Below are 17,191 nucleotides of genomic sequence, written 5' to 3'. Positions count from 1 at the left end.
TCGAATTAGGAATATTGTAAATATGGCATTATTTGCTGTCATAGGTCTTGGTAGTTTTGGAGCAACCGTTGCACTCGAACTGACACATTTAAAACATGATGTAATCGGCATCGATACTGAGAAAAAATTCGTTGAGAATATTTCGGATTCAATTAGTCATGCGGTGATCGCCGATGCCACTGATGAGCATGTGCTTGAAGAGCTCAATATCAAAAACTGTGATGCAGTTTTGGTTGCGATTGGTGATGATATCGAAGCCAGCATCTTATGTGTTCTACACTTAAAAAATTTAGGTGTTCAAAAAATTCTAGCCAAAGCCAAATCTAAATCACATCATATGATTTTGTCGCATCTGGGTATTGAACAAATTATTCACCCTGAGGAAGACATGGGGATTCGAGTTGCTCAGTCCTTAAGTTACCCAATGGTGCGTCGTTATATGGCGCTGAACGATGATCATTTTATTGTTAAAATTGAAGTCGAAGAACATTTAAAAGGTATTGAATTTAAGGAAATCGTAGATCATACCGATGGCGTTACCCCTTTATTACTACAACGTGGCACACACATTATTTATGATGTTGCGCCTGGACTGTTATTACAAGCGGATGATATTTTAATTATCGAAGGCCCTGTAGATCGTCTACGCAAACTGTCATCGAGATTTAAACAAAAATGATGAAGTTTTATTCGAGATTGGTCAACAAACAAAGCAATAGCATCAATCTCAGTCCACCAAGCTTATTGGCATTGGGCTTTCTAAGCTTCATTATTCTCGGATCTATTTTACTCAAATTACCTTTTTCTCATCATGGTGACATCAGATGGCTAGATGCCATTTTCACCGCCACATCTGCAGTCACCATTACTGGATTATCTGTGGTGAATATCGGTGAAGCATATACCACACTTGGACAGTTTATTATTATGCTGCTAATTCAATGTGGTGGCTTAGGTTTCATGACTTTTGCGATTCTCGCCGCACTCAGCCTTTCCACAAAAATTGGCTTAAAACAACAAGTCATGGCACAAGAAACCATTGGTCAAACCAGTTTAGCCAATGCCACATTTACCATGAAAGGTGTGTTGTTATATTCCTTATTTTTTGAAGGCATAGGAACCATCATTTTAACGATAGCATGGATGCCTACTTACGAGTTTAAGCAAGCGCTGTTCTATGCTGCCTTTTATAGTGTTTCAGCCTTTAACAATGGTGGATTCTCACTCTTCCCGAATAGCTTAATGAGCTTTTCAGGGCAATACATGGTGACCTTAACCATCAGTATGCTTTATATCATTGGCGGCATTGGCTTTGTCGTGCTCATGGATATTAAGCGATGCCATTCTTGGAAAAAACTATCAGCAAACAGTAAGTTAATTCTTTCTACTATCGCTGGAATCAACTTATTTGCGTTCATCGCAATATGGAGTATTGAGGCAAACAACCCTCTTACACTTGCCCCAATGTCTGTTGGTGATCAAGCTTTAAATGCATGGTTCCATGCCACTGTGCCACGCTCTTCAGGATTTAACAGTATTGAAGTGAGCAATATGAGCGATCCCGCAACTTTGGTGACGATGTTATTGATGTTTATTGGCGGAGGTTCACTCAGTACTGCTGGCGGTATTAAAGTGGGTACATTTATCATTATGGTTTTAAGCGTCATTACCTTCTTAAGGCGTTCTGACGAGTTACGTGTCTTTAAACATTCCATCCCTGCTACAACCACCTATAAAGCATTGGCCGTTGTTTCCATTACTTCGATGTTGATTTTTATTGGTTTCTTTAGCCTACTTATCTTAGAGCCAAACAAAAGCTTTTTAGATCTAATGTTTGAAGCAGTCTCAGCCGCCTGTACAGTTGGATTATCCCGTGGGATCACCGCAGAATTACAACCGATGAGCCTAATGATTCTAATGCTGCTCATGTTTACGGGACGCTTAGGACCTCTCACCCTTGCTTATTTGATTGCAACGCCGAAGAAAAGTCGTTTAAGCCATCCCAAAACTGAGATTCAGATTGGTTAAATGTAGATTGAGCTTAATCTCAATAACACATATCCATAAAAAGCTTGATCGACTAAAACTAAGATCAAGCTTTATTTCAGCATATTTTATTTGATTGAATTATTGGCTAAAACCAGTATAACGATAATATCCATCTACGCCCAAATCAGCTTTATAAATCACAAAAGATGAATATGTTGAAGCTTGGATTTCACTGAAAACCTGCGTATTTTCATCATTGGCATGAATTTCATCGACTGTTTTTTGCATCGTCGATTCAAACTCATCTGAGATATATTCAAAACCTAAGTCCATCGCAATAAATAAAGTATGCTCACAGGGTTGAATATACTGTTCTTCCTCCCAATTCAACACAGCATGCTGACAAATTGGGCAAAGCAGATTCTCATGAGGCGTTTGAACTTCAATGATTTGAAATGACATATGCAGGGCTTTAAGTAAATGAATTGAATTCCGCATATTTTAACGACTCACTTTGTAATTGAGTAGTCATAAATAGACTTTAATCTCTAAGTGCTATAAGCCCGCTAAAAGCATAGGAAAGCACCAATCAATTTGAAAAATATAAATTAAAAAACAAAGTTAATATTGACCTCATGCAACAATATTTCATTTAATAGCCAAATTGTTGCAACAATGGAATGGGAAAAATGCTGTCAGACTTAGATGATTTTTATTGTTATGCCCTTGTCGTTGAACATGGTGGCTTTAGTGCAGCTGAACGTGCAACAGACATTCCCAAATCCAAACTCAGTCGTCGTGTTTATAATTTAGAAGAAAGTCTCGGCGTTCGCCTCATTCAACGCAGTTCAAGGCATTTTGCAGTCACTGATATTGGTATGAATATCTATAGACATGCCAAAGTCATGATGAATGCCGCCCAATCTGCACATGATCTTGTAGATCATCTAAGTGAACAACCGCGTGGCTTAATTAAGGTTAGCCTACCTGTCACAATCGCACAAAGTGAAATGGCGAAAGTACTGCCTGAATTTTTAAAGCTTTATCCTGAAATCAAAGTTCAACTGATCGTCAGTAATCGACGTGTTGACATTATCAATGAAGGCATTGATGTTGCTTTGCGTGTCCGTTCAAGTCTGGACGATGATCCGAGTTTAATTATTCGAAAATTTGAAAATATTGAACAACACCTGTTCGCAAGCCAAGCATACTTAAATGAATTTGGCATGCTTAAAAAACCTGAAGATCTTACACAGCACCGCATTCTCAGTATGGTAGATGAACTGACTGATCAGCAAATGGTCTTAAATAGTGATGACAACCAAACCATCAAAGTGAAAATTAATCCCGTGCTGATGGGTTCTGACCTGATGATGTTGGCTGATCTAGCTAAGCAAAACTGTGGTATCACTCTGCTTCCTGACAATATCGTTGAAGATTATGTTGCCTCTGGAAAATTAGTCAAAGTGCTCCCTGAATGGAAAGCACCTCATGGTATTTTTCATGCAGTCTATCCATCAAGACGCGGTTTACTTCCAGCAGTGCGCGTATTCATTGAGTATTTAGTTGAACATCTCACCAAAAGATAATCGATAACTCAATTCAAGCTAAGTTTATGCAGAAAAAGTGGCTAATCTTTGATACCATCGCCACTGCTCTGTGCTAGTTCTTTTTTATTTTATGAATTCATCTTACCAACAACAGCTTGATGCCAAAATTGATCGCATTCGTTCACAATTTGCAGAATATAATCCTCCTGAATTAGAGGTTTTCGCCTCTCCTGAAATGAATTTCCGCATGCGTGCTGAATTTCGTATTTGGCATACAGAAGACGATATGTTCTATGCAATGTTTGAACGTAGCGAAGATGGACAACACAAAACCGTTGTTCGCATAGATGAATTTCCAATTGCAGATAAAAGCATTAATGATTTAATGCCGGTTTTGCTCGAAGCACTAAAATCTAAAGACATTCTTTCTAAACGCTTATTTGAAGTTCATTTTCTAAGCACATTGAAAGGCGAAATGCTGGTTTCAATGATCTATCGTTCAACATTGAAAGAAGATTGGGAAATTGCGGCTAAAGCCTTAGCCGAAAAACTCAATATTAAAGTGATTGGACGTAGTCGTGGTCAAAAAGTGATTTTGAGTGATGAGTTCGTTGTGGAAGAACTCCAAGTTTTTGATCGTACATTTAAATATAAACAAATCGAAAGCAGCTTTACTCAGCCCAATGCTGTGGTCTGCCAAAAGATGCTTGAATGGGCTTGTTCAGGTACTGAAAAATCAGACAAAGACCTGTTAGAACTTTATTGCGGAAATGGTAATTTCACTCTCCCTCTGTCACTCAAGTTTAACCGCGTTCTTGCTACTGAACTGGCTAAATCTTCTGTATATGCAGCACAGTGGAATATTGAACAGAATCATATCCACAATATTCAAGTAGCTCGTCTGTCTGCTGAAGAGTTTACGCAAGCCTATAATGCTGAACGTGAATTCAGACGTTTGCAAGAAGCTGAAATTGATATTCAATCTTATGACTTTGAAACAGTGTTTGTTGATCCTCCACGTGCAGGAATCGACGATGACACATTGAAGCTCTTACAAGGTTTTGAAAAAATCATTTATATCTCATGCAACCCTGATACTTTACATGACAACCTGAAAAAATTGAGTCAAACACACCGCATTGAAAAGTTCGCTATGTTTGACCAGTTCCCTTATACGCACCACGTAGAATCTGGCGTTTTATTAGTTAAAATTTAAACAATTTATTTCATGACTTAAGAAAGCTACATATTTGTAGCTTTTTTATACTGCAAATTTTACTAATTTAAAATCAACTACATATAAAATATCAAGTCATTAAATTGTCATAATTTCGTTTATATTGATCTTTGTTATCGAAATAACGATTGTTAAAATGAGACGTACAGCACATTTTAGCTCTTGTTTTATATTTTAGATTGGCTATATTTCACTCTATGTTAGGTTGTATATGAAGGCTCTATGAGTTTTTGGCAAAAGTTGTTTTTAAACACACCACAGCAAAATGAACATAAAAATCAGATTGCTTGTGTTGAAAATGATTGTTCTTGTAAAACGAATGATCAACTAATCGAAGCTTTGCAAAAAGCAACTGATGAAGATGTCATTTTCGGGATCAAGAAAGTTTTAATGTCTAGAGGCTATAATCGTAAAGATTTATTGGCTTTGATCCAACCCAAACCACCTATTCAGTAAACTCAAAGCAGTGACTGAATCAAGAAAAAGCACTTATTTATAAGTGCTTTTTTATTTCAATTTTTTTCTTAAACCACTCATTTTGATCATAAAATTAGCAAAAAATTTTGTTATTATTTATTTGCATATTTTTAAATCAATACTCTGAATAAAAATAAGCACCAAATCATAAATCTATCATTTTCTAAGGATTAAAAAATGAAAAAACATTCATTACTTCTAATTTTAAGTTCGGGGATCATTTTGAGTGCATGCAGCCAAATGCCATCAGAATGCGAAAAGGCATGGGATAATATGGAAAAATTGGCAATTGAAAGTGGTATACCTGAAGATGCGGTTAAAGCTCAAAAAGATAACTTTGTGCTACAAATTAAAAACATGTCAAAAGAAGAAGCTATTCAAAGCTGTAACATGCAAAACTCATTTTTAGAATGAGCTATATGACACGAACTATTCAACAATAGGATATCTCAAACAACTTTAAGCATGTTATGTAATCTTTCCGCTTGAGATATCCTACCCATTCATTATTATCAAATAAATTTTTCTTTATCTAACAGATTTGGATGTCGATCATTTATGAACACAACTGGCATTAAACACCCCTTCTTGGTCTATAAAATCATGTTTAATTCACTTGTATAATGCTTATATTTGCTATAATCAGTTATCAATTTTCAATAAAAATGTGCAATCCCCTTTATTGGAATTCAATATGCAATTCAAACACGCGAAAAAGTTTAGAGTCGGCAATCATTTGATTGTGAATCATTTTGGCTATAGCCATCATGGAATCTATGCGGGTAAAGGACGTGTCATTCATTACTCTGGATTTGCACATTTATTTAAAAAACATCCGATTGAAATTACTTCGATTCAACAATTCGCTCGTAATAAAAGAATTACGATCAGAAATTATGACTTACCGAAATACAAAGGTCGTATTGTCGTCAGACGTATGCGCACACGGATGCATGAGAACAACTACCACCTCATTATCAATAATTGCGAACATCTATGTAGCTGGGCGATCACAGGCGTAGAATCTAGCCCTCAAGTCATTAAGATGATGAGCCGTTTAACCACGATTGGCTATATCAGCTCGTTAATGAGCTATCTCAACAGTCTATTCCTCACATTAGCAACCACTTGTTTTGCCCTAGTTTTCTATATCAAGAAAAAATTAAATGAACAGAAAAAGCTCAACAAACCTGTTTATATCGCACTTAAACAAAGACAACTCAAAAATTTGCAAAAAAAAGCCCCGCTTAAGCGGGGTTTACAGGAAAACATAGTTTCAAAATGAACCTTTCGGCTCTCCATCAATATGCGTGTTTATAATTTTAATGTCAACTCAAATTACTGTTTTTTAACATTTTAATATAGCTTAAATATTTTTTAAACATAACTAATTACCCATATTAAATCCTTAAATTTTCACAACTTAGTTGTCATTAATATGTCATAAACTAGGATTTAAAATTGAATTTTCACATGAATTTAAAGGCTTTTATTTACATAGAATTACGTTGTAAACATCAATATAGACAATACGCGCCAATAAAAAACCCCATCCGAAGATGAGGTTCTCAATATAAAAGCTTTAAAAAAACTTACTTCGCTGGTTTAAAGCTATCCTTTAAGTCAAGGATACGGTTAAACACTGGTTTCGCTGAAGTATGATCGTGTTGATCTGCAACAAAGTAGCCTTCACGCTCGAACTGGAAACGATCTTCTGGTTGAGCTTGTGCTAAAGCAGGCTCAATCACTGCTTGAACGATTTTCAACGATTCAGGATTTAAATGTTGCAAGAAGTCGTCATCCGCGTCTGGTGCAGCTTCATTAAACAGTCGGTCATAAATACGAACTTCCGCTTGTACACCTTTGGTTGCAGACACCCAATGAACTACACCTTTGACCTTACGTCCTTCAGGATTTTTACCTAAAGTTTCAGGATCGATTGAACATTTCAGCTCAACCACTTCACCCTTGGCATCTTTAATCACTTCATCGCACTTGATTACATAGGCATGGCGTAAACGTACTTCACCTTCTGGAATTAAGCGCTTAAAGCCTTTCGGTGCAATTTCTTCAAAATCTTTACGATCAATATAGATTTCTTGGGTCAATGGAATAATACGTTCGCCCATGTCCACGTTTGGATGACGTGAATGGGTTAAATCCATATCTTCAGGCAAATTGGTCAAAGTCACTTTAAGTGGGTTTAACACTGCCATACCACGTGCTGCCGTATTTTCCAAAGACTGACGAATACAGAATTCAAGCATTGCCACATCAACAATACTGCCATCGACTTTGGTCACACCGACACGTTTACAGAAATCACGTAAGCCTTCAGGTGTGAAGCCACGACGGCGCATACCAACTACGGTTGGCATACGCGGGTCATCCCAACCATTGACATAGCCACCTTCAACCAATTTACGTAATTTACGCTTAGAGGTAATGGTGTAATCCACATTTAAACGGCTTGATTCGTACTGACGTGGTACTGATGGAGATTTAACTTTCTCAACCACCCAATCGTAAAATGGACGATGATCTACAAACTCTAAAGTACACAGTGAATGCGTCACACCTTCAATCGCATCTGACAATGGATGTGCATAGTCATACATTGGGTAGATTTTCCAAGTATCGCCTGTCTGATGATGCTCAGAATGCAAAATGCGATACATGATCGGATCACGCATATGCACGTTTGGTGAAGTCATATCGATTTTGGCACGAAGGACCGCTTGTCCTTCACCCAACTCACCATTACGCATTTGCTCAAAGCGCGCTAAGTTTTCCTCTACAGAGGCATCACGTTGTGGTGAATTCTTACCTGGGTCAATAAAGTTACCGCGATTGAGCTTAATTTCTTCAGGTGATTGTAAATCGACATAGGCATCCCCTTGTTGAATCAGTTGTACGGCCCATGTGTACAATTGATCAAAATAACTCGATGCATAGCGTGTTTCGCCATTCCAGTTAAACCCTAACCATTTCACATCACTGGCAATACCATCGACATATTCTTGTTCTTCGGCATCTGGATTGGTATCATCAAAACGTAAATTACATAAACCTTGATATTCATCTGCAATACCAAAATTTAAGCAAATCGCTTTTACATGACCAATATGAAGATATCCATTTGGCTCTGGTGGAAAACGTGTCACAACTTGTTGTGTACGACCTGCAGCTAGATCATCCGTAATGACTTGACGTACAAAGTCTAAGCCCGGCTGTTGTTCTTGCTGCGCAGCATCGACAGATTGATTTTGTGTTGTCGGGTTATTTGGCAGGGATGGAACAACATCATTCGGCTTCATAGTTGATAAATCACTTCTATAAGATAAAATAGGATAATTAAAACGCTATTTTTTGTTTATTAACAAAGAAAGTAACGTTTTTGCTTGCCTTGTAGTTTACAGTTTGCTTATGCTTCTCTCAACCACAAACCCATGGCTTTTTTGTCCATGATCAGGAGATTATAGAATGAGTTTTCCTCAAGTCGAATTAAACACCAATAAAGGACGTATTGTTCTTGAACTTAACTCTGAAAAAGCGCCTAAAACTGTTGAAAATTTTTTAGAATACGTTCGTGATGGTTTTTATGATGGCGTTATCTTCCACCGTGTTATTGACGGTTTCATGATCCAAGGCGGTGGCATGGATGAAAACTTCAAAGAAAAAGCAACGCGTGACTCTATTGAAAACGAAGCTGACAACGGTTTAACCAATGATTTGGGTACAATCGCAATGGCGCGTACTCAAGCTCCTCACTCTGCTTCTGCTCAATTCTTTATCAACGTTGGTAACAACGGTTTCCTTAACCACTCTGGTAAAACAGCTCAGGGTTGGGGTTATGCAGTATTTGGTAAAGTAACTGAAGGTCTTGAAGTAGTAAACGAAATCAAAGGCGTTCGTACAGGTAACCGTGGCTACCATGCTGACGTTCCTTTAGAAAACGTTGTAATCGAATCTGCTAAAATCATTGCTGAGTAATCCCTCCTAAGTAGCACTATTCCGCAAGTCCCTTTAATAAAGGGACTTAGGGATATTCCAAAATAAGGAAAAAAAGTGACCTATCTGTTTATTTCAGATTTACATTTGTCACCTGACCACCCTCGACTCGTTCGGGGGTTTTTAGCTTTATTGGAACAATATAAAAACAGCAATACCCAACTCTATATTCTAGGTGATTGGTTTAATGCATGGATTGGAGATGATGATTCTTCAGATTGGCTAGACCAAATTGTGAATGAACTTCAACTATTTACTGAATCTGGTAATCGCATATTTTTCCAAGTGGGTAATCGTGATTTTGCACTAGGACAGAAGTTTCTAGATCGTTTTAATGGAGAATTGATTCCAGAGGTTGATTATTTAACAATCGGACAATTAAAAATCCGAATTGAACATGGTGATGCCCTCTGTACTGACGATATTTCTTATCAAAAATTTCGTAAAATCATTAGAAACCCTTTCATATTAGGTTTTTTAAAAAGCACACCCCTAAGTTTCCGTAGAAAGCTGGCAAATGGTTTTCGTAAAAAAAGCCATCAAGCCAACCAAATGAAAAGTTATGACATCATGGATGTAAATCAACAAGCAGTTGAACATGCGATGCATGATGTGGACATTTTGATCCACGGTCATACACATCGCCCTGAAATTCATGATGTGCATGGGAAAAAAAGAATTGTACTCGGTGATTGGCGAGCAAATAGCACTGAAATTTTAGAAATAACTTTAGAAACGACAAATCAAGAATTAAAACTTAAAACTTGGGTATATTAATTTAAATTGAATACTTCAAGCTAAAACCGTAGCATCATAAATTCTTTAATTTCGCGTTATTCAACCTAAGATTGCGTAAATTAAACTTGAATTGATCTGAAAATTACACATACTTCATTCCTAGTTTATATAACACTGAGTTCACCATGTCTGCATTTAATAACATTACTGTCGAAAACCACGATGACAATAAAGTTTCATTACTTATTGATGGAAAACCAATTTCTGAAAAATTTGGGGTACAATTTGAAAGTAGTATTGTCGATGAACTTAAAGCACTAGAAGATGGCAAGGCATTACAACTCTTCGATCAATTTATTTTCTCTCATGGTGATCACAATTTCGAGCATAAATATCGTTATGTAACGAGCATTATCAAAACAGGTTCAATCTTTAAAATTCAAACCAACTTCGTTTACCGCATTACAGCTGAAGATAAACCACCAATGGAAAATGCGATTACCAATCAAGGTAAACTTTTAACTCCTGAAGAAATTCAAGAATTTATCAGCAAAAATGTTAAAAAAGCTATGCTGGAATACACCGACTTAAAATACGCATATTGATTTGAACTTGCTTTCAACTAAGCTGAAGAACCATTACTCTGAAGAACAATAGTGCTCTTCAGATTTTTTATCACTTTTACATCAATTCTTACTTATTTATAAATCTATACAACGATATTCACTCTTATTCATTGCAAGCATTTCATATTGAATTAAAATAAAATTTATTATTGTCGAGATGATCACTATGGATTTGTTGAATATTTCTAAAACACGATATACCACTAAAGCTTACGACCCTTCTAAGAAAATTCCTCAACAACAATTTGATCGCCTTATACAAATCCTTCGCCTTGCGCCATCTTCGATCAATATTCAACCATGGCATTTTTTTATCATTGAAAATGATCAAGCCAAACAACGTATTGCGAAATCACTCGTCGGCAAATATGCTTATAATGCCCCTAAAATCTTAGATTCATCACACAGTATTTTGTTTTGTACCAAAGCCGATATTACGGAAAATCATTTAACAAATTTATTAAATCAAGATGATCAAAGTGGTCGTTTTAAAGACCAAACTGCAAAACAAGCACAGCAAGATGCTCGAACAGGTTATGTAGACTTTTATCGAAATGAAAAAGGTGACATTCAACGTTGGGCTGAAAATCAAACCTTTATCGCACTTGGTCAAACTTTATTGGCTGCAGGTATTGAAGGCATTGATGCCACTCCGATTGGTGGATTTGATGAACAGATTATTAGTGAAGAATTAGGTTTAGTTGAAAAAGGACTCATACCTTCTGTATTACTCGCTTTAGGCTATCGAAGTGAGCAAGATTTCAATGCAAAACTACCTAAGTCTCGATTAAATCAAGATGATATTTTCACGGTACTTTGAGTTGTTTTAAGTTTTAGATTCATAAAAAAGGCATCTAAAGATGCCTTTTTGATTATTAAGCCTTTTAAACTGGATAAGCAGTTGCAATTTCTTGACTAATCATAGCGGCAGTTGCCGCTGACAAAGTCCAACCTAGATGACCATGTCCTGTATTGTAAAAAACACGCTCACGGTTACCACGTCGAACAACCGGCATCATATTTGGCATCATGGGTCTTAAACCTGTCCACGGAATACAATGCTCAGTAGAAATATCAAAATTTTTATTGGTCCAATCAATCAGAGGTTGTATCCGATCTGATCGAATATCACGGTTATAACCATTAAACTCTGCTGTTCCTGCTATACGCAAACGATCTGCACCCAACCTTGAAGTCACGATTTTTGCACTTTCATCAAGCAAACTAACCCACGGTGCATTTTCAATACTATGCTGATCATCTAATTGCACTGTAATCGAATACCCTTTGACTGGATATACATTGACACGGTCACCGAGTTGATTCGCCAATTGATAACTTCCAACACCACCACACACCAATACTGCATCTGCTTCCAAATGTTCAATGATTGCCGAATTTTGCAACATATTCTCAGTACTTTGATGATACTTAATCAGCACTTTATTTTGTGTATGTTCAACATCGACAACTTCCATACCAAATAAGTAATTCACGCCATTTTTTTTAGTTACATTGGCAAGTCCTGTAGTGAATTTATGAATATCTCCTGTTGCATCACCTGGGCAATAAAATCCACCATAGTAATTGCCAGTCAGGCTCGGCTCAATTTTTCGAATTTCATCTAAAGTGACTGCATGACGTTCCAAACCACCTGTACAAAGCATATCGTTCACACGAGTTGCAAAGTTATAATCCTGTTCTGAATGATAGAAATGTAAAATCCCTCTTTTCTCTAAATCAAAATCGATATTTTCTTGTTCAGCAATGCTAAATAATCGTTTTCTAGCTAAAAGTGCCAATCGCACCGTTTCATGTGTATTCGATTCATAATGTTTGATATTTCCAAGGAACTCCATCAACCAAGCATATTTATGCACACTAAATGATGGATTTAACAATAATGGGGCATTTTTTTGAGTCATCCATTTAATGCCTTTCAGCACTGTTGATTTTTGATTCCAGACTTCTGCATTACACGCTGATAATTGCCCACCATTGGCAAATGAAGTTTCCATAGCTGGAAAGAGATGACGGTCTATGACAGTGACTTGATAACCCATTTGAGACAGTTCATAGGCAGAGGTCACACCTGTTATACCTGAACCAATAATAACCACATGTGGCATAAACACACTCCTTGGAATTCCTTCCAATATATGCCCCATCTGTCACTGTACCTGAGAGCTTCGAATCAGATTCAATCCATTTGAATCTATCCATCCCCTTCGGTGAGCCTTATTTTTCCTAAAAAAGGCTTCTCTCCAGATGTTATATGATTATTACAGTCCTTTTGCCTGAGAGATTCCGGGGTCGTTGCTCCTTCGGCGTGTTCACAGAAGAACATCTCTCCTGCAATAATCTTTCATTGTTATAGTGCAATGTATATGCCATATCAAAATAAATAGTAAGGAAACAAAAGTAACAAATCATTTAAGACTCTTAAATTAACGATGGGTATGAATTGACATCACAATTCCCATACCTGCTAAGGTTGCAATGACCGCTGTACCACCATAACTCATGAGTGGCAATGGATCGCCTGTCACAGGTAAAACTCCACTGACCATACCCGCATTTAATAGCACAAAAAAGAAGAAGGTTAATGCAGTTGCACCCACATACAATCGTCCAAAACTATGGAACGAGTTCAAAGAAATGAATAAACAACGCAGAATAATCGCTGTGAACAAAATGAATAAGGTTAAAACACCCAAAAAACCAAACTCTTCAGCGAGAGTCGACATAATAAAATCAGTGTGATGTTCAGGTAGATAACCTAGGTGAGACTGAGTCCCATCGGTAAATCCTTTACCTACCAATCCTCCAGAACCAATGGCAATTTTAGATTGAATAATATTCCACCCTGCACCTAAAGAATCTGCTTCAGGGTCGAATAATGTGACTATTCGTTTCTTTTGATATTCCTGTAAAACAAACATCCAAGCCAATGGGGCTAAAGCAGCAAATGCACCAAATCCACCCAAAATAATGCGCCAAGATATACCACTTAAAAAAATGACAAAAATTCCCGGAATAATCAATCCAATATTAAGATCGGGTTGTAATACAACCAAGACAAAAGGAATCATCATCAAAAACAGCGCAATGATAACGTGGCTTAATTTAGGAGGAATTGTTTTACGTGAAAAATACCATGCCATCATCAATGGCATAGCAAATTTCATAATTTCGCTGGGTTGCATACTTCCGAGCCCAGGAATAGAGATCCAACGCTTTGCACCCAATCTAACTTCACCAACCACCAAGACCAAAGCCAACAATACAATTGAAATTGCATAAAGATACGGGCTAATCACTTGATAAACTTTGGGCGGAATCTGTGCAAATACAATCAGCACAATAAATCCGATAACAAAGCTCGAAGCTTGGCGGGCTAACATACTGCCATCTTCTGAAGTTGCACTATAAACGATAATTAATCCAAATAAGGCGTTAAGCACCAACAGCAATAATAACCAAGGATCAAGATGCACTCGATCCCAAAAAGATGACTTGGAATTAAAACTTCGGCCATCACGTAAAGCGTGACGTAAAAATTTATACTGTTGGGATGGTTCCATTAACTCGATATTTATTTTCAATCATTAAGCCACATTATATTGAAAATGTGGCTCGAATAATCATAAGACTCATGAATATAATTCAGTTATTGCTTCTAAATTATTGAACTACCCCACCAATAGTATTACTGACGCTACTGATTGAGAACTGATTCAGGATTCATATCTAAAAATATTCAAATCATCAGATTCAATCACAGGTTTCTTCTGAGAAATAATATCGGATAATAGCTGTGCAGAACCGCATGACATCGTCCAACCCAGTGTTCCATGCCCTGTATTGGTATATAGATTTTTAACAATTGTTTTACCTACGATTGGCGTCCCATCTGGAGTAGCAGGTCTTAAACCAGTCCAAAAATGAGCATCCGAAATATCGCTCGCATTTGGAAATAACTGTTGCAATACCATAATTAAAGTATCTTCACGTGTGGTATTGAGACTTCGATCATAACCATTGATTTCTGCCATTCCTCCTACGCGGATACGATCATCAAAACGAGTTAATGCAATTTTATAACTTTCATCCAAAATGGTTGAAATTGGTGATTTAGACTCATCCAATATTTTTGTGGTAATTGAATAACCTTTTAGAGGATAAACGGGTGCATCAATACCAATCAATTTCAGCATTTCATGGCTATAGCTTCCAAGTGCCATAACATAGGCATCGCCTTTAATTTGTGTTCCATCTTTCAACACAATCGCTTCAATCTGATCATTACTCTTAGAAATCGATTTGATATGAGTATTAAATAAAAACTGTACACCCTGCTTTTTCGCAATTTCAGAAAGCTGTGTGGTAAATTTCTGACAATCTCCAGTTTGATCATTTGGAAGACGCAGTCCTCCAACAAAATCAACAGTTGCATGCGCCAATGCAGGTTCAACTCTAATCACACCCTCTTTATCTAAGAGTTCAAATGGAACATTTTCTTCTTTTAATACTTCAGTATCTTTACCTGCGATATCGAGTTGTTCTTGTTTACGAAATAATTGCAAAGTTCCCAGCTGTCTTTCATCAAAATGGATTTGCGTATCTTTTCTTAACTGATCCAAACAATCACGGCTATATTCAGACAGTCGAACCATACGCTCTTTATTGATTTGATAACGATTAATATTACACTCTGCCAGCATCCTTATCATCCACTGATATTGATACATATCTCCTGTCAGCTTGATTGCCAAAGGTGAATGATGTTGAAACATCCACTTAAAGGCTTTTAAAGGTACACCTGGTGCAGCCCAAGGAGATGCATAACCTGGAGAAATTTGACCTGCATTGGCAAAGCTGGTTTCTAAAGCCACATTCGGTTGACGATCAATCACCGTAACCTCATGTCCTGCTTTAGATAAATAGTACGCGGTGGTGGTTCCGATCACACCTGCACCCATGACAACTACATGCATACAGCACCTCACTAGGATTATTATCGTTTTAAATGACAGTTTTATTGAATTACTTGCAACCTGAATCTCAAAATCACTCCGAGATTTAGGTTGAGATTTTCCTTATCTATAAATCAAACTATGCTTAATGAGCTATAGTTTCAAGTTTATTTGTGATTAAAAATTCTCATAAAAAAAGGCAGTTCACTATATGCATGAAATGCCTTCAATTTACTTTTTACAAACACTTTTTTTATAAACTAGATATTTTGAGATTGGATAATCAGCTGAGCTAAATCTAAATCTTCGGGATAGGTAATCTTAATATTGTCAGAACGCCCCATCACAACTTTGACTTTCTCACCCATATGCTCTAAAGCGCTCGCTTCATCAGTAATGCTAATTTGATCTTTTAAAGCCTGTTCAATGGATGACTTTAACAAGCCAATCGTTGAAATTTGTGGGGTTTGCGCTTGCCATAATTCATCACGACTCACTGTTGTTTCAATACTATTTTCATCTTCTGAATTGATTAACTTAGGAACTCGCTTTAGCGTATCTCTAACTGGAGTCGCTAAAATAGCACTACAATTTTCATTGAGTGCTGTTTGAACAAGCTCAATGAGATTTTCAGTACTGACGCATGGACGTGCCGCATCATGTACAAAAACCAAATCATTCGGATCTGCAAAATCAGTTAAAAAATTAAGTGCATTTAAAACAGAATTGACCCGTTCTTGACCACCATGACAAAACAAAGCTTTATCCGAATTTCTAAAACTTAAAGTTTGTGCAAAGTCATCATTTTCAGCAATTGCCAACACATAGGCAGTCAGTGGCAACTCATTCAGACGGTGCACAGTATGTTCAATCACTGTTTTTTCTTGGATGGTTTGATACTGTTTTAATTGTGTTTTTGAAAAACGATTCCCTGAACCTGCGGCAGGAATAATAGCCCATAACTTACGGTTGTTCAGATTCAGTTGAAGCTCGTTCATTGGTTCTTACATCTACTTGTGCAGTTGGATCAATATAAATCGGTTTGTAGTTGGTACTTACCGTACTCATTTGGACGAAAGTTTCATGTGGCTTAATCAGACCTAGATCTAAACGTGCATGTTCCTCAATGGCTTCTACACCATTTTTTAAGTCATACACTTCAGCCGCCAAAATGCGGTTTCTTTCTTTTAGTTCTTCATTGGTTTCAATTTGTTGTTGAATATTCTGAACTAAAGCTTGATGAGGGAAATAACCACCTTCTCCAAACCAAAAACGATATTGAAAAACTGCAATAATCAATATCGCAGCAATCAAAATCACTTTACTTGAAGTTGTTTTAAAGACATCTAACATGTATTTTGGTCTTATTTAACAGCATTTATTTAAAGTGATAATATACATCAAATAATTTTCATGAAGAACACTAAACTGTAGCAAAACTGCAAAACTCGCACAAAATATTTACGAGTAATACTTTTACGATAAATTCATGTTAAATAACAAATTAACTAAACTATGTTTTTATTTACTAAACACTTTCCGACTTGTCAAAAACTCAAATTAAATAAGATATTCAATTTATGCCCT

General features: G+C 36.8%; 18 protein-coding genes and 1 riboswitch. Of the genes, 11 read left to right on the top strand and 7 right to left on the bottom strand.

Annotated elements, in window-relative coordinates; genetic code table 11:
* The first annotated feature begins 22 nt into the window (after positions 1-22).
* Together AC5YDM_RS01985 and AC5YDM_RS01980 are read left to right on the top strand one after the other, a co-directional pair.
* Positions 23-679: a potassium channel family protein gene (locus AC5YDM_RS01985; RefSeq protein ID WP_496150461.1), complete on the top strand. Its 657-nt coding sequence runs from the start codon at positions 23-25 to the stop codon at positions 677-679.
* A complete protein-coding gene (locus tag AC5YDM_RS01980) occupies positions 679-2,028 on the top strand; it encodes a TrkH family potassium uptake protein (protein ID WP_496150554.1) in 1,350 nt (449 codons plus the stop codon). Before AC5YDM_RS01985 ends, AC5YDM_RS01980 begins: the two co-directional genes overlap by 1 nt.
* Positions 2,029-2,127: 99 nt before the next feature.
* Here AC5YDM_RS01980 and AC5YDM_RS01975 read toward each other — a convergent pair whose 3' ends face one another.
* Positions 2,128-2,451, bottom strand: a complete 324-nt coding sequence (locus tag AC5YDM_RS01975; protein WP_496150553.1) for a hypothetical protein — start codon at positions 2,449-2,451, stop codon at positions 2,128-2,130.
* Between the two features lie 227 nt (positions 2,452-2,678).
* Between AC5YDM_RS01975 and AC5YDM_RS01970 the strand changes: the two genes are divergently transcribed.
* The 5 genes from AC5YDM_RS01970 to AC5YDM_RS01950 all read left to right on the top strand — a co-directional run bounded on the left by AC5YDM_RS01970 (position 2,679) and on the right by AC5YDM_RS01950 (position 6,538).
* Positions 2,679-3,578 (top strand): LysR substrate-binding domain-containing protein, encoded by a 900-nt coding sequence (locus AC5YDM_RS01970; protein WP_496150460.1) that lies wholly within the window; start codon positions 2,679-2,681, stop codon positions 3,576-3,578.
* A gap of 91 nt (positions 3,579-3,669) precedes the next feature.
* Positions 3,670-4,755, top strand: a complete 1,086-nt coding sequence (gene trmA / locus AC5YDM_RS01965) for a tRNA (uridine(54)-C5)-methyltransferase TrmA (protein ID WP_496150459.1) — start codon at positions 3,670-3,672, stop codon at positions 4,753-4,755.
* Positions 4,756-4,998: 243 nt separating this feature from the next.
* Positions 4,999-5,232 (top strand): hypothetical protein, encoded by a 234-nt coding sequence (locus AC5YDM_RS01960; RefSeq protein WP_496150458.1) that lies wholly within the window; start codon positions 4,999-5,001, stop codon positions 5,230-5,232.
* Positions 5,233-5,430: 198 nt separating this feature from the next.
* On the top strand, positions 5,431-5,667 hold the full coding sequence (locus tag AC5YDM_RS01955) for a hypothetical protein (RefSeq protein ID WP_496150457.1): 237 nt from the start codon (positions 5,431-5,433) through the stop codon (positions 5,665-5,667).
* Positions 5,668-5,947: 280 nt separating this feature from the next.
* Complete coding sequence (locus AC5YDM_RS01950; RefSeq protein WP_496150456.1) at positions 5,948-6,538, top strand: lecithin retinol acyltransferase family protein; 591 nt, start codon at positions 5,948-5,950, stop codon at positions 6,536-6,538.
* Positions 6,539-6,845: 307 nt separating this feature from the next.
* Here the strand turns inward: AC5YDM_RS01950 and AC5YDM_RS01945 are convergent, their stop codons facing one another.
* A complete protein-coding gene (locus AC5YDM_RS01945) occupies positions 6,846-8,570 on the bottom strand; it encodes a glutamine--tRNA ligase/YqeY domain fusion protein (RefSeq protein WP_496150455.1) in 1,725 nt (574 codons plus the stop codon).
* A 166-nt stretch (positions 8,571-8,736) separates the two neighbouring features.
* On the opposite strand from AC5YDM_RS01945, the gene AC5YDM_RS01940 reads away from it, so the two are divergent.
* From AC5YDM_RS01940 to nfsB, 4 genes are all read left to right on the top strand, one after another.
* Positions 8,737-9,246, top strand: coding sequence for a peptidylprolyl isomerase (locus AC5YDM_RS01940; protein ID WP_496150454.1), 510 nt, complete (start codon positions 8,737-8,739; stop codon positions 9,244-9,246).
* A gap of 75 nt (positions 9,247-9,321) precedes the next feature.
* Entirely contained in the window at positions 9,322-10,041 is a 720-nt protein-coding gene (locus AC5YDM_RS01935; protein ID WP_496150453.1) for a UDP-2,3-diacylglucosamine diphosphatase, read from the top strand.
* A gap of 146 nt (positions 10,042-10,187) precedes the next feature.
* On the top strand, positions 10,188-10,607 hold the full coding sequence (locus tag AC5YDM_RS01930) for a hypothetical protein (protein WP_496150452.1): 420 nt from the start codon (positions 10,188-10,190) through the stop codon (positions 10,605-10,607).
* 187 nt (positions 10,608-10,794) lie between these two features.
* Entirely contained in the window at positions 10,795-11,448 is a 654-nt protein-coding gene (gene nfsB, locus AC5YDM_RS01925; protein WP_496150451.1) for an oxygen-insensitive NAD(P)H nitroreductase, read from the top strand.
* Positions 11,449-11,512: 64 nt separating this feature from the next.
* Here the strand turns inward: nfsB and AC5YDM_RS01920 are convergent, their stop codons facing one another.
* From AC5YDM_RS01920 to AC5YDM_RS01900, 5 genes are all read right to left on the bottom strand, one after another.
* Positions 11,513-12,757 carry a D-amino acid dehydrogenase gene (locus AC5YDM_RS01920; protein WP_496150450.1) on the bottom strand — a complete coding sequence of 415 codons (1,245 nt, stop codon included), beginning with the start codon at positions 12,755-12,757 and terminating at the stop codon, positions 11,513-11,515.
* A 146-nt stretch (positions 12,758-12,903) separates the two neighbouring features.
* Positions 12,904-12,993, bottom strand: a riboswitch (glycine riboswitch).
* Positions 12,994-13,075: 82 nt separating this feature from the next.
* Positions 13,076-14,212 carry a rod shape-determining protein RodA gene (gene rodA / locus AC5YDM_RS01915; RefSeq protein WP_496150552.1) on the bottom strand — a complete coding sequence of 379 codons (1,137 nt, stop codon included), beginning with the start codon at positions 14,210-14,212 and terminating at the stop codon, positions 13,076-13,078.
* A gap of 153 nt (positions 14,213-14,365) precedes the next feature.
* Positions 14,366-15,625, bottom strand: coding sequence for a D-amino acid dehydrogenase (locus AC5YDM_RS01910; protein ID WP_496150449.1), 1,260 nt, complete (start codon positions 15,623-15,625; stop codon positions 14,366-14,368).
* Between the two features lie 239 nt (positions 15,626-15,864).
* Positions 15,865-16,602 (bottom strand): 2-C-methyl-D-erythritol 4-phosphate cytidylyltransferase, encoded by a 738-nt coding sequence (gene ispD / locus AC5YDM_RS01905; RefSeq protein ID WP_496150448.1) that lies wholly within the window; start codon positions 16,600-16,602, stop codon positions 15,865-15,867.
* A complete protein-coding gene (locus AC5YDM_RS01900) occupies positions 16,568-16,957 on the bottom strand; it encodes a septum formation initiator family protein (protein ID WP_496150447.1) in 390 nt (129 codons plus the stop codon). The genes ispD and AC5YDM_RS01900 overlap by 35 nt, the downstream gene beginning before the upstream one ends.
* Positions 16,958-17,191 lie beyond the last annotated feature (234 nt).

Source organism: Acinetobacter sp. CY81 (genome assembly GCF_059515925.1).
Note: the sequence above shows the minus strand (reverse complement) of the source record. Positions and strands in the feature narration are given on the sequence as shown.

What these genes read in the sequence shown, in the direction of transcription:
- nfsB (WP_496150451.1), top strand. Translation starts at nt 10,795, where the DNA reads ATGGATTTGTTGAATATTTCTAAAACACGATATACCACTAAAGCTTAC.
- AC5YDM_RS01945 (WP_496150455.1), bottom strand. Translation starts at nt 8,570, where the DNA reads ATGAAGCCGAATGATGTTGTTCCATCCCTGCCAAATAACCCGACAACA.
- AC5YDM_RS01980 (WP_496150554.1), top strand. Translation starts at nt 679, where the DNA reads ATGAAGTTTTATTCGAGATTGGTCAACAAACAAAGCAATAGCATCAAT.
- AC5YDM_RS01970 (WP_496150460.1), top strand. Translation starts at nt 2,679, where the DNA reads ATGCTGTCAGACTTAGATGATTTTTATTGTTATGCCCTTGTCGTTGAA.
- AC5YDM_RS01940 (WP_496150454.1), top strand. Translation starts at nt 8,737, where the DNA reads ATGAGTTTTCCTCAAGTCGAATTAAACACCAATAAAGGACGTATTGTT.
- AC5YDM_RS01950 (WP_496150456.1), top strand. Translation starts at nt 5,948, where the DNA reads ATGCAATTCAAACACGCGAAAAAGTTTAGAGTCGGCAATCATTTGATT.
- AC5YDM_RS01930 (WP_496150452.1), top strand. Translation starts at nt 10,188, where the DNA reads ATGTCTGCATTTAATAACATTACTGTCGAAAACCACGATGACAATAAA.
- AC5YDM_RS01985 (WP_496150461.1), top strand. Translation starts at nt 23, where the DNA reads ATGGCATTATTTGCTGTCATAGGTCTTGGTAGTTTTGGAGCAACCGTT.
- AC5YDM_RS01900 (WP_496150447.1), bottom strand. Translation starts at nt 16,957, where the DNA reads ATGTTAGATGTCTTTAAAACAACTTCAAGTAAAGTGATTTTGATTGCT.
- AC5YDM_RS01960 (WP_496150458.1), top strand. Translation starts at nt 4,999, where the DNA reads ATGAGTTTTTGGCAAAAGTTGTTTTTAAACACACCACAGCAAAATGAA.
- AC5YDM_RS01920 (WP_496150450.1), bottom strand. Translation starts at nt 12,757, where the DNA reads ATGCCACATGTGGTTATTATTGGTTCAGGTATAACAGGTGTGACCTCT.
- AC5YDM_RS01955 (WP_496150457.1), top strand. Translation starts at nt 5,431, where the DNA reads ATGAAAAAACATTCATTACTTCTAATTTTAAGTTCGGGGATCATTTTG.
- AC5YDM_RS01975 (WP_496150553.1), bottom strand. Translation starts at nt 2,451, where the DNA reads ATGTCATTTCAAATCATTGAAGTTCAAACGCCTCATGAGAATCTGCTT.
- rodA (WP_496150552.1), bottom strand. Translation starts at nt 14,212, where the DNA reads ATGGAACCATCCCAACAGTATAAATTTTTACGTCACGCTTTACGTGAT.
- trmA (WP_496150459.1), top strand. Translation starts at nt 3,670, where the DNA reads ATGAATTCATCTTACCAACAACAGCTTGATGCCAAAATTGATCGCATT.
- AC5YDM_RS01910 (WP_496150449.1), bottom strand. Translation starts at nt 15,625, where the DNA reads ATGCATGTAGTTGTCATGGGTGCAGGTGTGATCGGAACCACCACCGCG.
- ispD (WP_496150448.1), bottom strand. Translation starts at nt 16,602, where the DNA reads ATGAACGAGCTTCAACTGAATCTGAACAACCGTAAGTTATGGGCTATT.